At 64.9% G+C, this 15,076-nt stretch carries 10 protein-coding genes; all 10 read right to left on the bottom strand.

The window, feature by feature from the left end:
- The coding region (locus tag RR928_RS02290; protein WP_332681375.1) for a retention module-containing protein at positions 1-3,145 on the bottom strand (3,145 nt) is incomplete at its 3' end.
- Positions 3,146-3,345: 200 nt separating this feature from the next.
- Entirely contained in the window at positions 3,346-3,984 is a 639-nt protein-coding gene (locus RR928_RS02295; protein WP_332537169.1) for a response regulator transcription factor, read from the bottom strand.
- Positions 3,985-4,017: 33 nt separating this feature from the next.
- Positions 4,018-5,430 carry an HlyD family type I secretion periplasmic adaptor subunit gene (locus RR928_RS02300; protein ID WP_442881603.1) on the bottom strand — a complete coding sequence of 471 codons (1,413 nt, stop codon included), beginning with the start codon at positions 5,428-5,430 and terminating at the stop codon, positions 4,018-4,020.
- 14 nt (positions 5,431-5,444) lie between these two features.
- Positions 5,445-7,727: a type I secretion system permease/ATPase gene (locus tag RR928_RS02305; RefSeq protein WP_332537171.1), complete on the bottom strand. Its 2,283-nt coding sequence runs from the start codon at positions 7,725-7,727 to the stop codon at positions 5,445-5,447.
- A 14-nt stretch (positions 7,728-7,741) separates the two neighbouring features.
- A complete protein-coding gene (locus RR928_RS02310; protein WP_332537173.1) occupies positions 7,742-7,978 on the bottom strand; it encodes a hypothetical protein in 237 nt (78 codons plus the stop codon).
- 16 nt (positions 7,979-7,994) lie between these two features.
- The gene (locus RR928_RS02315; RefSeq protein WP_332537174.1) at positions 7,995-9,536 is read right to left on the bottom strand and encodes a TolC family outer membrane protein; all 1,542 of its coding nucleotides are present in this window, start codon (positions 9,534-9,536) and stop codon (positions 7,995-7,997) included.
- A gap of 931 nt (positions 9,537-10,467) precedes the next feature.
- On the bottom strand, positions 10,468-10,800 hold the full coding sequence (locus tag RR928_RS02320) for a hypothetical protein (RefSeq protein WP_332537175.1): 333 nt from the start codon (positions 10,798-10,800) through the stop codon (positions 10,468-10,470).
- Between the two features lie 122 nt (positions 10,801-10,922).
- A complete protein-coding gene (locus tag RR928_RS02325; protein WP_332681378.1) occupies positions 10,923-13,382 on the bottom strand; it encodes a TonB-dependent siderophore receptor in 2,460 nt (819 codons plus the stop codon).
- A gap of 125 nt (positions 13,383-13,507) precedes the next feature.
- Entirely contained in the window at positions 13,508-14,479 is a 972-nt protein-coding gene (locus RR928_RS02330) for a FecR domain-containing protein (protein ID WP_332681380.1), read from the bottom strand.
- The gene (locus RR928_RS02335) at positions 14,476-14,985 is read right to left on the bottom strand and encodes a sigma-70 family RNA polymerase sigma factor (protein ID WP_332537180.1); all 510 of its coding nucleotides are present in this window, start codon (positions 14,983-14,985) and stop codon (positions 14,476-14,478) included. Before RR928_RS02335 ends, RR928_RS02330 begins: the two co-directional genes overlap by 4 nt.
- Between the last annotated feature and the right edge of the window lie 91 nt (positions 14,986-15,076).

Below are 15,076 nucleotides of genomic sequence, written 5' to 3' on the forward strand. Positions count from 1 at the left end.
TTTGCGCCACGAACGTCGACTGGCCTGCGTCCGGGTCGCTGATGGTCAGCGCGCCTTGCACCGACAGCTTGATGTCTTCCGTGACTTCGCCCGTGGCGGCACCGCCAATGGTCGGCGTATTGTTGCCGCTGCCATTGATGGTGATGACCACGTCCTTCGTGCCCGTCGCGCCGTGGCTGTCCGTCACCGTCACGGTGATGGTGTCGGTGACCTTCTGGCCGTCGGGCAGATCCTTGACCTTGGCGCTGTCCAGCACATAGGTCCACTTGCCGTCGGCATCGACCGTCAGGCTGCCGTATTGGCCCTGGGGCGTGCCCACGCTCCAGGTATGCGTGTCGCCCGCATCCACATCGGAAGGGTTCAGATCGCCGGAGATGCTGGCCGTGCTGTCGCTGATGGCCGCTGCAGCCATGCCGGTGATCGTCGGCGCGTCGTTGCTGCCCGTGATGGTGATGACCACGCTGCTTGCGGCGCCGTCAGCGGTAGTGACCGTGAAAGTCTCGCTGCGCGTTTCGTTGGCCGCCAGGGCTTGCACCTTGGCATCACTGTTGTTCAGCGCAAACGTCCAGTTGCCGCTCGCGTCCACGCTGAAGCTGCCGTACTGGCCTGCCACATTGGTCTGCGGCACAAACACCACGGCAGGCGCATCCGGATCCGTTGCTTCGAGCTTGCCGCCGGCTTGCAGCGTGACGTCCTCCTGTACGGCACCCGCGTCGTTGCCCGGAATGCCGGGAACCACCACGACGCCTTCGTCGGTGCCGTTGATGGTGATCGTGATGTCCTTGATATCCACGCCGCCCTTGCCATCGCTGACCTCGACCTGATAGGTCTCGGTGCGCGTTTCGCCCGCGTTCAGCGGCTGGGCTGCGGCGTTGTTGAGCTGGTAGGCCCATTGGCCGCTGGCATTGACGCTGAAGCTGCCGTAGGTTCCTGTGGCACTGCCCACCACGGTATAGCTATGCGTATCCAGGGTATCCACATCGGTGGTGGCCAGCTGACCTATCGCGGTCTGAGTGCCGTCTTCGGTCACGGTGCCCGTCAAGGCACCCGACAGCACTGGCTGGTCATTCGTTCCATTGATGGTGATGACCACGCTGCCCGTGGTCCCGTCGGCGGTCGTGACCGTGAAGGACTCGGTGCGCGTCTCGCCCGTGCCAAGTGACTGCACCAGGGGGCTGTTGTTGTTCAGCGCATAGTTCCAGTTGCCATCGGCATCGATGCTGAAACTGCCGTACTGGCCGGCACGTGCCGTCACCGCAACGAACACGGCCTGCCCCTCGTCGGGATCGACCACATTGAGTTTTCCAACCGCGCTCAACTGACCATCTTCGGTCACTGCGCCCCTGTCCGCGCCAGGAACCGCCGGCGTAATGATCGCGCTCACGTCCGCGCCATTGATGGTGATGGTCACCGTCTGGGTATCCACGCCTCCCTTGCCATCGCTGACCTGGACCTGATAGGTCTCAGTGCGGGTTTCACCCGCGCGCAGCGGCTGGGCCGCGTCGTTGTCGAGTTGATACGTCCACTGGCCATTGGCGTCCACGCTGAAACTGCCATAGGTGCCTGTGGCGTTGCCGATGACGCTGTAGCTGTGCGTATCTTTGGCATCCACATCGGTGGTGATCATCTGGCCTATGGCCGTCTGGATACCGTTCTCGGTCACTGTGCCCGTGAGCGCACCCGACAATTCGGGTTGGTCGTTTGTGCCAACAATGGTGATGACCACGCTGCCCTTGGTTCCGTCGGCGGTAGTGACCGTGAAAGTCTCGGTCACCGTTTCGCCTGCGCCCAGGGCCTGTACCGTTTCGCCGCCATTGTCCAGCGCAAAGCTCCAGTTGCCGCCGGCATCGACGCTGAAGCTGCCGTATTGGCCGGCCGCAGCGACTTGGGCAACGAACACCGCCTGACCCGCATCCGGGTCGGTCACATCGAGCTTGCCGCTGGTGGTCAGCGTCACATCTTCCTGCACCCGTCCCAGGTCGGAACCGGGCGCCGCCGGCGTGATGATCGCGGCGTCGTCCGCACCTTCGATGACCACGGTGACGGTCTGGGTCGCGCTGCCGCCCTTGCCGTCGCTGACGGTGACGGTGACGGTGTCGGTGAGCTGCTCGCCTGTCTTGAGCCCCTGCACCTGTGCATTGCCCGCGCCGGGAACATAGGTCCACTTGCCGGTCTGGTCCACGGTGAAGCTGCCGTACTGGCCCTGGCCGCCGTTGTTCACGCTCCAGGTCTGCGTGTCGCCGACATCGACATCCGCGGCAACCAGCTGTCCGCTCACCGCCGTGGTCTGGTCTTCCTGGACAGCCACGGTCGCTTCGCCCGAAAGCGTGGGCGCGTCATTGGTGCCGATGATGGTGATCGTCAGCGTGTTGATGGAGCTCGCACCATTGCGATCGACCAGTTCATAGGTGAAGGTCTCCGTGCGCGTCTCGCCCGCGGCCAGCGCCTGCACCGCTGGCAGGGCGTTGTCGAGCTGGTAGCTGTAGCTGCCGTCCGAATTCAAGGTGATCTGACCGAACTGGCCCTGGCTGCCGCCTCTGAGCAGCACGCTGTGCTGGGCCAGAGAGCCATCGCCGAGCGTGTCATTGGTCAGCAGATTGCCGGTCAGCGGCAAGGCATCTTCAAGCACCGAGCCGATATCCGGATTGGTATCGGGAGTGGCCGGCGCAGCCGCGCCATCCGCTGCGAACAGCGTGTCGGCCGGACCCGCACCGGTACGGTCAAAAGCGAGATTCAGCGGTGCCGTGGCTTCCACGACGCTGGCCAGGCGCACGAAAGTGCTGCCGCCTTCACTGCCGCCGCTGAGCGTCGCGGCCGTGGGGTCCAGCGTGTCGAACGGATCCTGACCGGCGTTGATGGCGGCGATGATCTGGTCGATTTCGGTCGCCGGCGGCGCGGCGATCGCGGCCTCCTGGGGCTGGGGCGGCGCCACCAGATCGGCCGTGAGCAGCACTTCCTGGTTCTCGCCCACGATCAACGGCGGCTGGCCGTCGGCCTGCAACTGCACCGAACCGCCCGACGAAGTCACGATCACGGCATCCGCGGCGATGCGCATGCCTTCATGGATGGCGGTCAGAGTGCCATCGGTGTTACGAATCCAAGCCTGGCCGGTGAGTTGGGTAACGAGAACGGTTTGCGCTGCCATGATGATCTGAGACTCCAGTCGGTGGAGAGGAAGCGCCCGACGGTCTTCCTCCAATATTTCTACAGAGATGGTAGGAGCCGGCGGGCAAAACATCTATTGGCGTCGCGGCCAATCGGGCGATGTTCCGCGCTGCGCCGGACATAAAAAAACCCAGGTCCCGCCGCAGCGGAATCTGGGTTTGACAGGCGACAGATCAGCGCTCAGGCCAACTGCTTGCGCCCTATTCCGTGGACTTTGAGGGCCAGCATCAGCCGGTCTTCGACCTGCAGCTTTTCAAAGATGGCCGACAGATGCGCGCGCACGGTGCGCTCGCCAATCGACATTCGTTCGGCGATCGCCGCATTGCTCTCACCCAGCGATGCATAGCGCGCCACTTCCTGCTCGCGCGGCGACAGCGCGTCGGCCCAATGGTTTTCGGGCTCGGGCAGGCGCGCGTCCACGTCACGCAGCAGACGCTGCAGCAGCGAGCGGCCCAGCCAGATGTTGCCGGCCGACAGGCTTTGCAATATCTGCGACAGCGATTGGGCACTGGACTGCGCGTGCGCATAGCCGCAGGCGCCCTTGGCCAGCAGCTGGCGCCCCTCCTCGTCGCCGGGCCGGTTGCTGAGCACCAGCACCTGCACGCCGCGCAGCAGGCGGCCCCAGTCGGCGTCGTTGCTTGCAGGCAGCTGGGGCAACGCGGCGTCGAGCACGACCAGGCTGCGGCCCTGCTGTTTCCAGCGCTGCAGATCGGCCAGGCTCTGGCCGCGCGCAGGCATCCATTCGGGCCCCGCGATCTGCCGCCAGCCCTGCCACAGCGTGGCATCCTGGGTCAGCATCAGCACGGGCTGTGCATTCATTGGCATGGTTTCAGGTGAGGAACTGGACATGAACTACCGCTCGGTCAACGCATTGGATTTGGTACGCAAGATCGGCTTGAGCAGATACTGCATCAGCGTGCGCTTGCCGGTGAGAATGTGCACTTCGGCCTGCATTCCGGGAATGATGGGGCGCGAGTTGTCGCCCACATCCGCGCGGTCGGTGCGCACCTTCACCACATAGAAGGAGTTGCCCTTCTCGTCGGTGATGGTGTTGGCGCCGATCTGCTCGACCTTGCCCTGCAGGCCGCCATAGATCGCGAAGTCATAGGCCGAGAACTTCACCTCGGCCTGCTGGCCCGGGTGCAGGAAACCGATGTCGCGCGGATTGACCTGCACTTCCATGAGCAACGTATCGTCCAGCGGCACGATATCCAGGATGTCCTTGCCGGGCTGCACCACGCCGCCGACGGTGTTGGCCATCAGCGTGTTGACGGTGCCGCGCACAGGCGAGCGCACTTCCGCGAGGCGCACGCGGTTTTCCAGCGCCACCTGGCCCTGCTCGAGCGTGCCGAGCTTGGAGCGCGTCTCCGACAATTCGGCGCGCGCCAGATTGCGCGCCGTCAGTTCGGTCTCCTGGATCTTGCGCTCGGCTTCCTGGATCGCGGCCTGGATGCGGCCCATCTGCGCCGTGGCGGCACGCGCCTCGCCGCAAAAGCGCGCGACATCGCGCTGCAGGCGCAGCAGATCGACTTCGGAGACCGCGCCGCTCTTGAGCAGCGGCCGCGTCACATTCAGCTCTTCGGATGTCAGGCTGCAGCTCGACGCCGACTGGTCGCGGTTGGCCTGGTTCTCGCGCAGTTCCTGCTGGCGTTGGCGCAGCTGGTCGCGCGCGATGTTCACGGTGGCGTTGAGCTCCTGCGTGCGAGTCTCCCACAGCCGGCGCTCCTGCTCCACGACCTGCGGCACCGCGGTCTGCAGCTCGGCCGCGACCTTGAAAGTCTCACCCGAGGCCAGCGCCTGCAGGCGCGCGGCCTTGGCCTGCAGCGACAGCAGTTCGGAGCGGTTTTCGCCCAGCGACGAGCTGTAGCGCGTCGGATCGATGCGCAGCAGCACCTGGTCCTTTTCGACGCGCTCGCCCGGGCGCACCAGCAGCTCCTGCACGATGCCGCCGTCGAGGCTTTGCACCACCTGCACCTGGCGCGAAGGCACCACCTTGCCCTGGCCGCGCACCACTTCGTCTATGCGCCCGAAAGTCGCCCAGACCAGCAGCGCCAGCACCGACAGCAGCGCGGCCCAGATCAGCAGCCGCGAACCGCGCGCCTGCTGCTGGCCCGCAGCCCACTGCGCATCGGCCTTGAGATCATCGCTCTGGTGCGTTCCCACGGCTTCGCTGCCGTCGAGCATCCAGCGCTCGAGCTTGCTCCAGCGCGCCTGCAGCGCGGACTTGACCGGTCCCGGCTTCCTTGGCGGTTTTTCCTCTGGCATTGGCTTGTTCTCGCTCATGACCGGCCTCCCGTGCCGCCGATGCGGCCCTGTTTCAAGGCTTCGATCACCTGGTCCTTGGGGCCGTCGGCAACGATGCGCCCGCCGTCAATCACGATCAGCCGGTCCACCAGCGTCAGCAGCGCCGTGCGGTGCGTCACCAGCAGCATGGTCTTGCCTGCGGAGGCTTCCTGCAGGCGGCGCTTGAGCTGGGCTTCGCTCTGGTTGTCCAGATTGCTGCTGGGCTCGTCGAGCAGCAGCATGGGCGGATCGTTGATCAGCGCCCGCGCCACCGCAATCGACTGGCGCTGGCCGCCCGAAAGCGACTCGCCGCGCTCGCCGATGTTCATCGCGTAGCCGTTGGGATGCTGGGCGGCAAACTCGTCGACGCCTGCAATGCGCGCGGCATGCAGCATCTCGCGCTCGCCCGCATGCGGCGCACCCACCAGCAGGTTGTATTTCAAGCTGCCATAGAACAGCATCGGGTCCTGCGGCACATGGCCGATCGCGCGGCGCAGATCCACGGGGTCGATCTGGCGCGCGTCGACGCCGTCGATCAGCACCGCACCGTCGGTGGGCTGGTACAGGCCCAGCACCAGTTTTTCCAACGTGGTCTTGCCCGAGCCTATGCGGCCTATGATGCCCACGCGCTCGCCGGCCTTGACGGAAAAGCTCACGCCCGAGAGGCTGGCCTGCGCGCTGCCCGGATAGTTGAAGCTGACATTGCGGAACTCGATGGCGCCGCGCAGGTCGGGCCGCGCGACGAACTCGGCGTCGGGAGCATGCTCGACAGGCATCTTCATGTAGTTGTCTATCGAATGCAGCGAGGTGCGCGCATTGTGGAACTGCATCATCAGCCCGGCCACCTGGCCGAACGGTGCCAGGCAGCGCCCCGCAATCATCGACGCCGCGATGATGCCGCCCATCGACAGCGCGGAGTCCTGCACCTGGTACACGCCGATGATCACCACGGCGACGCTCACCAGCTGCTGCATGGTCTGCACGAAGTTCACCGTTCCCGACGAAATGAACTTGATCTTGCCGCCCATGTAGGCAAGGTATTGGGTAGAGCCTTCCCACAGGCGCTGCACGCCGCTTTGGGCGTTGAGTGTCTTGAGGGCTTCGAGATTGGTCAGCGATTCGACCAGCAAGGCATTGCGCTGCGACGCCGCCTGGAAGGTCTTGAGCGTGAGGCTTTCCATGCGCGCCTGCGCCCAGAACGACACCAGCAGGATCGCGGCGATCGCCACCAGCGGTGGCAGCAGCATCCAGGGCGAAATCCAGACCAGCGCCAGCAGGAACAGCAGCACGAACGGCAGGTCCACCAGAGTGGTCAGGCTGGCCGAGGCAATGAAGTCGCGCACCGACTCGAACGAGCGCAGGTTGGCCGCGAACGAGCCCACCGACGCTGGCCGGCTTTCCATGCGCAGGTCCAGCACGCGCTCCATGATCTGCGCCGACAGCTGCACATCGACGCGCTTGCTCGCCGAATCGACGACATAGGCACGCGCCGTGGTCAGCACGAAGTTGAAGATCAGCACCAGCGAGATGCCTATGGCCAGCACCCACAGCGTCTCCACCGCGTTGTTGGGCACCACGCGGTCATAGACGTTCATGCTGAACAAGGGCATGGCCAGCGCGAAGATGTTGATCAGCACCGCGGCCAGCAGCGCGTCGCGGTACAGGCGCCGGTTGTCGAGCACCACGGCCCAGAACCAGTGGCCGCTGCGCGGCTTCAGGCCCTCCTGCACCGAACGCTGCTCGAACTGGAACTGCGGGCGCACGAAGCACATCAGTCCCGCGTAGTCGCGATGCAAGGTCTGGCGGTCGACTTCGACCGGACTGTTGCTCTCGGGGTACTGCAGCAGAAAGCGGCCTTCGGGCAGCGTGCGCAGCAGCAGGCAGGCACGGTTGCCGTTGAGGATCAGTATCGCGGGCAGCAGGCCATCGGGAAGGTCTTCAAGCCCGCGCTGCACGATGCGCGTCGTGAAATGCGCGCGCGCCGCGGCGCGCGCCAGCAGCGACGGCGTGAGGCGCTGGTCGACCAGCGGCAGGCCGTTGCTCAGCGCCTGCGCGGTATAGGGCTTGCCATGCAGATGGGTCAGCTGCACCAGGCAGTCGAGCAGCGGATCGGAATGCGTCTCGTGCGCTGGCGGAACACCCGCCGTCCGGGGCGCGGCCGGGCCGCGATCTCCGGCCCCGGAGGCCGCAGCCTCCGCGTCCGCCTCATTCAACAGCGCCTGCGCCCTGGCGGCTGCGCCCAATGGATACTGCGGTGTTTCGTATTCCGATTTAGACATCGTCGCCCATCCAGCTACAAAAGCTCTTCATCATCATCGATCAAATCCAGCGAGTTGCGCACGCGTTGGCGCACCCGCTTGCGCTGGCTCAACTTCTCCAGCGCGTGCGGGGGCAGATCGGTCAGCCGCAACGTGCCGTTGGCCAGCAAGGCCTCGATCAGATCCTCGAGAACGCGGATGAAGTCCGCGTCGAGCGCGGACAACTCCTTCTTGGAGGAATCATCTACGGGGGGCAGATTGCTTTTGTCCATACGGCGCTCTTTCAGGCTAAGGAACTGCGACGCGGCGCGTCATGCGCAGGGAAACCGGTGTCTGCGCCTGGGCCTGCGCCGTCTGCACCGGTGCCTCATTCAACGAGACCTGCTGGGACACCGGCCTCAGGTTGGAAGTATCGGGCACGGCCGCATTGCAGCTGCGCAGCATGTCGTCAGGCAGCACCAGCACCTGCTGCTCTTCGGGACGGCTGGTCGAATGCGGCTGGGCCAGGCCCAGCACGGGCAGGATCTCGCTGGACAGCATAAGCCACTGGTATTCGGCCTTCTTCAGATCGTACTGTGCATTCACCAGCGCGCGCTCGGCATCGAACAGCTCGTTTTCGGTGTTGAGCAGATCGAGCAGCGAACGCTGGCCGATCTTGAACTGCTGCTGGTAGGCCACGCGCACCTTAGAGGTGGACAGCACATGCTCCTGCAGGAACGGCGTCTGCTGGCGCAGTCGCGCGATGTTGTTCCAGGTGATGGACATCTCCTGCAGCAGATTGCGGCAGGTGTAGTCGCGCAGATCGTGGGCGGCGTAGCCTTGGGCAATGGTCTGGCGCAGACGGGCTTCATCGGCGCCGCCGCGCGACAGGTTGTAGGTCATCATGACCTGAACGCGCGAAGTCTGCTGATTCCAGAATGCGGGCGTCGACTGCTCGCGATCGCGGCCCGTGGAAGCCACGAACTCGACCTTGGGCAGATGCGCGCCCTTGGCGGCCTTCTGTCCGGCTTCGGCGGCCTGCAGCAAGGCCTGCTTGGACAGCAACTGGGGATTGGCGCGCAGCGCGTCGCCAAAATCGCGCGACACCGCAGGCACGATCAGACGGTCGGTGACGTCGGGCACGGGTGCCATTTCCGCCGGCGGGTACTCGCCCACCACGCGGCGATAGCGTTGCATCACGTCATTGAGATTGTTGGTCTCGGTCATCAGGTTGGATTGGGCCAGCGACACGCGGCCGCTCGACTGCTCCAGATCCACGCCGCGGCCCACACCCGATTGCTGGCGCTCGCGCAGCTGGCCCAGGGTCACTTGGTGCGTGGCGAAATTGTCGCGTGCCAGGCGTTCCATTTCGCGGTAGCGCTGCACATCGAGATAGGCGCCCACGGCCTCGTTGGCCAGGGTTTCCGTGGTCGCACGCAGGTCGTAGAACTTGGAGAGCTTCTCGAAGCCCAGCTGGCGCACGCCGCTGCTGGTGGTGAAGCCGTCGAAAATCATCTGGCGCAACTGCACGTTCCAGCCCGGGCGATTCCAGTCGGTGTCAGAGCCGCCTTCGGAGTTGCTGCGCCATTCGCGGCCTACCCAGCCCTGGGCCGTGACCTGCGGACGCAGCGCGCCACGCGCCACATTCTGGCCTTCCAGGGTGGAGGTCAGATCCTGGAATCGAACCTGGATCTCGGGATGCGTCATCAGCACCTTTTCCACGACCGACTGCAGCGCTGCGCCCTGCCCATTCACCTGCTGCGCCGTCAGCGCCGTCTGCGCCATGCCGGACACAGCCCACGATGCCATACCCAAAGATGCGACGGCCTGTGCAATCTGCTTGAACTTCATTTTCATACCCTTGATGGTTGGTTCCGACCGGGCAATGCCAGAGCTTGCGTGACTACGCAAAGATCCGATGAGCATGCGGGAACGCGCGGCTGCGCTTCCGGCTGGAAACCGTTTTTACACACGACAGACGCAGCCTGTGCATCCAGTCGAAACAGAAGATCCACGGGAAGATCCTGCGATTCCGACAGCAGCGGCGCTGCGCGCGCCCCTGCCATCGGCGATGCTGGTCGGGTGACGCAGCGAGCGAGCCAACCGTACAGGCAGCCGCCAGAAATTGATCTGCAGTGACACAGGCCAGCTGTGACACAGACTTTGACTAGACAAAACAGCGCATATGGAGATGTCCTTTCCACGTGAGCAAGGCGGAGCCGCCGGCTTCCGACCGGTGTTCTTTACGCATAACCTTGCACATGAAGTCGCCGTGCTGATGGTGTTGCCACTTCGCACACCACCCCATCCGGATGGTTTCATCTGCAAGCGTAGCACACACATTGTTAATATTTGCTTCCAAAAACTAGCCCATGTCATAGAGACAACAGCCCATAACATTCATTAACATTCGCTAACGAACATCGCAGCTTCCCGGGATTGCAGGGCGCAGTTCTTACGGTGCTATACGGTGGTTGTGGCGCCGCAATTGCAGGCTTTTCGGGAGTGATGGGCGTGATGATTCGCATCAACCACCAGCCATCACAACAAAAGCAATTAAAACTATTTTGTTGATTGAAAATATCAATTCACATTTACTGCAGCCACTCTGGAGTTCGCGCGCCCGGGCGAGCGGCTCCCCAAAACAGGGTATCTTTCGAGAGCAGCCAGGCAGCAGCATCGGCGCAACCGCTGGCAGCGCCAGGCAATCCTGCCTCCACCGGCAAGCCGCCAAATCCCGACAGAATGCAGGCGATTGCGCCGCGGCCGCAGCGCCAGATCGCTAGCCCGCGTCCAGCATCGCGGCATTGACCGCGCCATATTCGAAGTCGCCGTCCTCGAAGATGACGACAAACCAGAACGATTGCTCGGCACTGCCCAGGACTTCCTCCAGAGCCGAGGCCGGCTGGGAAAGCTGCAGGCGCACATCGAGCGGCAGTTCCTCGGCTTCGATCAGGCGCTTGCGGTCCACGGCCTCCAGCGCAGGCGTGGTCTCGCGGAAGTCCAGCAGCACCACCAGATCATTGGTCTTGAAATGCCGCTGCGCGCCCTGGGCGAAGGTGAAGACGCGCGCGTCGATGATCTCCGCGATGCGGGGCGGTAACGGTGTGCTCATGAAAACGGGTTCCTGTTGATGGGTTGGCAATGATTTTTCGCCGATCGTATGCCAATGGCAACCCCGTCATCACCGCAGGCAAAAAAAGCCTTCCAGTCCATTGGACGGGAAGGCTCAGGCGATCAGAACCTGTAGGTCATGTTCACGCTCACGCTTCGCGGTTCACCATAGGAAGTGGTGCGGTAGAAACCGATGTTCGTGCGGTAGGCCTTGTCGAAGAGATTGTTGACCTTCACGCCGGCCGTCAGCTGCTTGGAGATCTCGTAGCGCGCCATCAGATCGAACACCGCGTAGGCCGACTGGCTGTATTCCTCCTCACGCTCCAGTCCATAGTTCATGATGGTCTGGTAGGTGCGGCTTTGCCAGCGCATGCCGCCGCCGAGCTTCAGTCCCGGCAGCAGCGCATCGGCCCGGTAGCTCGTGTAGAGCTTGACTTGATTGGCAGGCGCGGTCGTCGAGACCAGGCTGCCCGCGCGTTTGGCCTTCACATGGGTGAAGCTGCCTTGCACTTGAACCGTGCGCGTGAGCTCGCCGGAAACTTCGAACTCCACGCCCTTGGCGGTCACGCCCTGAATGCCGCGATAGGCCGGCGTGCCATCGGGCGCGAAAGCGTCGGCGATCTGTTCGGGATAGTTGTCCTGCTTGATCTGGAAATAGGCGGCGCTGGCGTTCAGCCGGCCGTCGAAGAACTCGCCCTTCACGCCGGTTTCGTAGCTCTTGCCCACCAGCGGATCAAGCAGCTTGCCGCCGGTGTCACGGTAATTCTGCGGCTTGAAGATGGTGGTGTAGCTGGCGTAATAGGACAGGTTGTTGCCGAGGTCGTATACCAGGCCCGCATACGGCACGAAGTTGCCCGATTTCTTCAGATCGATTGACGAGTGGGGCGCGGCGTATCGATAGTTGGACACCCGGCTGCCCAACAGGATCTTCAGGTTGTCCGAGGCGGCCAGGCGCACGGCCGCATAGAGCGCTTCCTGGCGCGTGGTCTCGTCTTGCGCCGATGACCGCGCGCCCCACAAAGGCTCGGGAATATCGCCGTTCCAGCCGTAGAAATCACGCACCGTGCGCTGCGGATAGGTGACGTTGGCATAGGTTTCGCCAGTCCATTGCGCGCGCGAAAACTGCCCGCCCAGCACCAGTTCGTGCTCGCGCCCCAGCCAGCTGAACGAGCCATCGGCGACGAAATCAAAAGTGTCGGTCTTGGTGCGTCCCACATACTTGTTGGCAAAGATGGTGGAGCTGCCGTCCACATAGGGGCCGCTCTGGATGGAACCGAGCTTGGCGTCATAGCCGTTGTACTGGCGGTTGAACGCCGTTTTCAGCTTCCACTTGTCGGACAGCCGCTGGGTGAGCGATGCAAACGCCGACCCCGAGGTCTGCTGCCAGCCGCTCCAGTCGGCGCCGCTGTTGAACGAGCGCGGCAGCGAAATGCGCCCGCCGTAGCGGTCGTAGATGGGGCGCGTTCCGCTCCAGCTCGAGCGCCGCGGGTCGGTGTCCTGGTAGTCGAGTCCGACGCTGAGCAGCGTATCGGGCGTCAGGTCGGCTTCCAGGATGCCGTAGAGCACGGCGGTACTGCGCTGGTGGCCATCGAGAAACGAATGCTGGTCCTGGTAGGCCGCGACCGCACGGCCGCGGATGCGGCCGTCCTCGCTCAGCGGTCCGCTGAGATCGACTTCGCTGCGGTAGTTGCTCCAGGAGCCCGCACCGACCGTGATCTGCTTTTGCGGCACGGCCGTGGGCTTCTTGCGCACGAGATTGATGACCGCGCCCGGGTCGCCCGCGCCGGTCAGCAGACCGGCCGCGCCCTTGAGCACTTCTACGCGATCGTAGATGGCGGTGTTGCCCAGAGAATTGCCAGCAGAAAAGGCCGTATTGATGGTGGTCGAGACACCGTCGTACTGGAAGCTGTCGATGCCGAATCCGCGCGCCGAATAGGTGGTGCGCTCCGAATCCAGCGAAGACACGTGCACGCCGGGCATCTGCTCGAGCACCTCGCTGAGGCTGGTCAGCGCGTAATCGTCCATCTTCTCGCGCGTCACGACGCTGATCGACTGCGGCGTCTCGCGCAGCGTCAAGCCCAGGCCCGTGGCCATGGTGCTGGCGCCGGTCTGCGCATAGCTTCCCGAGCCTTCGGTGCGGCCATTGCGATCGGCCTGGGCCTTCACGGTCACTTCATGCAACGTACCTGCCTGCGCGGGGGCCGCCATAACTGGCGCGGCCTGCAGCACATAGCTGCCGCTGTCGGTGCGCACCAGCGCCAGCCCGCTGCCGGCCAGCAGCGCCGAAAGCGCCTGGCCCACCGTATGGCTGCCGCGCAGGCCGGCTGTGGTCTTGCCTTCGGTCTGGGCGGGCGTGAAGCCCAGCACCACGCCCGCCTGGCTTGCGGCGCGGCGCAGCGCGGGCGCGAGCGGGCCTGCTGGAATGTCGTAGTCGTGGCGTGCCGACGAGGCTTCGGCGGCCTGGGCCGTGGAAGTCTGCGCCCGGGCCGCGGGCATGGCGGCGCTCAGCGCGCAGGCCAGCAAGGCCGCGTGGGCAAGAGGATGGCGCCGCGACTGCGGGCGAAAAGTGCAAAGCGATGGCATGCGGTGTTCCTGGCGTGCAAGGGTGGATGCTGTGGAGACAAATGGCTCTACAGGGAGGTCACGCGAGAAACGCAAACGGGCACGCTTTTTGTGAAATTATTTTTCTGCCCGGTGCCAGGCCCGGGTTACAGCGACGTGCCGGCCGGCTCCACGCGCAGCCACCAGCGCGTGCGCGTGCGCACCTGCACGGGCAGCGACAGCGGCAAGGTGGCAAGCACGGTATCGGTGTCGGCCACGGGAAAAACGCCCGAGATGCGCAGCGCGGCGACCGCCGGGTCGCATTGCAGCAGGCCCGGACGGTAGCGCCCGAGTTCGGCAAGAAAGGCGTCCAGCCGCATGCCGTCGGCCAGTATCTGGCCGCGCGTCCAGGCCTGCGCGGTATCCTCGTCGAGCGCGCGCGGCGGGGCATCGAAGCCCGCAGATCCCAGCCTGGCCCACTCGCCCGCGGTCAGTACCCGCGATGCGCCGCCCCGGCCCGCGAACTCCACAGCGCCTTCGGTCACGGCGACCGTGGTCGCGCCCTCTTCCTGGCGCACGCTGAAACGCGTGCCCAGCGCGCGCGCCCGCCCTTGCGCGGTCTGCACGATCAGCGGCCGCGATTCGCCATGCGGGTGGCCGGAAGTGACCAGGATCCGGCCGGCACGCAGCACCAGCAGGCGTTCGGTGCCACCGTAGCGCACATCGACGGCGCTGGCGGTGTCGAGCAGCAGCCGCGTGCCGTCGGCCAGCATGACTTCGCGCCGCTCGCCGGTTGCCGTGCGTTCGTCGGCCAGCAGTTCGCGGCCCACGGGCGAGCGCAGGCTGGTCCAGCCCACGGTGCCCGCGGCGCCGGCCCACAGCAGCGTGCCCAGCGCGCGCCGCCGCCCCGCGTGCACCGGCGCAGGCCCCAGGGCCTGGCGCGCGGCGCCCGAATGGAGCTGGCGCAGCCCTGCCGACAGATTTTCTATCCGCCGCCAGGCCTGCTCGTTGATCGGATCGGCCTCGCGCCACAGGCGCCAGTGCAGCCTATCGTCTTCGCCAGCCGTGCCGGACATCAGCGTGGCCAGCCATTCGGCGGCTTCGCGCGCCGTGCGCTCGGGAATCGCAATGGTGTTCATGGTTGCGCGCCAAAGAAGCACGCCTGGTTGGCGCGCACGATGTACTTCTTGACCGCGTGCACCGTCACGCCCAGCCGCAGCGCAATGCTGGCGTAATCCAGCCCGTCGAGATGCGCGAGCAAAAATGCCTCACGCGCGCGCGCCGAAAGCCCGTTGAGTCCGCGGTCCAGCGCCTGCAATGCCTGCACGGCCTGCAACTGCTCTTCGGGCGAAGGCTGCAAGGGCTCGGGCAGGTGCGCCAGGGCTGCAAGATAGTCCTGCTCCAGCGCCTGGCGCCGGTAATGGTTGGCCACGAGCCGACGGGCAATGGTCGCCAGAAAAGGCCGCGGTGCGCGCACCGGCGGCGCGTCTGCGGCGCTCAGGATGCTGACGAAGGTGTCCTGCGCAAGATCGGCCGCCAGCCAGCCGCGATCGAGCCGACGGCGCAGCCAAGCGACCAGCCAGGCATGGTGGTCCGTATATAGACGAAGGATGTCGCTCGAGGCGCTGCTGTCGGCCGAAGGCATGGCGGCTGCGTATTCTTCAAATGAAAATAACTCTCATTATGAATGGTGCCGCGAAACCCCGGGCGCCGCGGCGGCCTGCAGCGGCAACAAC

This window comes from Comamonas sp. (assembly GCF_036666375.1).
Classification (GTDB): domain Bacteria; phylum Pseudomonadota; class Gammaproteobacteria; order Burkholderiales; family Burkholderiaceae_C; genus Comamonas.

Bases quoted from the DNA above. Each gene is read 5' to 3' on its own strand.
- RR928_RS02325 (WP_332681378.1), bottom strand. From the start codon at position 13,382: ATGCCATCGCTTTGCACTTTTCGCCCGCAGTCGCGGCGCCATCCTCTT.
- RR928_RS02330 (WP_332681380.1), bottom strand. From the start codon at position 14,479: ATGAACACCATTGCGATTCCCGAGCGCACGGCGCGCGAAGCCGCCGAA.
- RR928_RS02310 (WP_332537173.1), bottom strand. From the start codon at position 7,978: ATGGACAAAAGCAATCTGCCCCCCGTAGATGATTCCTCCAAGAAGGAG.
- RR928_RS02335 (WP_332537180.1), bottom strand. From the start codon at position 14,985: ATGCCTTCGGCCGACAGCAGCGCCTCGAGCGACATCCTTCGTCTATAT.
- RR928_RS02315 (WP_332537174.1), bottom strand. From the start codon at position 9,536: ATGAAGTTCAAGCAGATTGCACAGGCCGTCGCATCTTTGGGTATGGCA.
- RR928_RS02300 (WP_442881603.1), bottom strand. From the start codon at position 5,430: ATGCCAGAGGAAAAACCGCCAAGGAAGCCGGGACCGGTCAAGTCCGCG.
- RR928_RS02320 (WP_332537175.1), bottom strand. From the start codon at position 10,800: ATGAGCACACCGTTACCGCCCCGCATCGCGGAGATCATCGACGCGCGC.
- RR928_RS02305 (WP_332537171.1), bottom strand. From the start codon at position 7,727: ATGTCTAAATCGGAATACGAAACACCGCAGTATCCATTGGGCGCAGCC.
- RR928_RS02295 (WP_332537169.1), bottom strand. From the start codon at position 3,984: ATGAATGCACAGCCCGTGCTGATGCTGACCCAGGATGCCACGCTGTGG.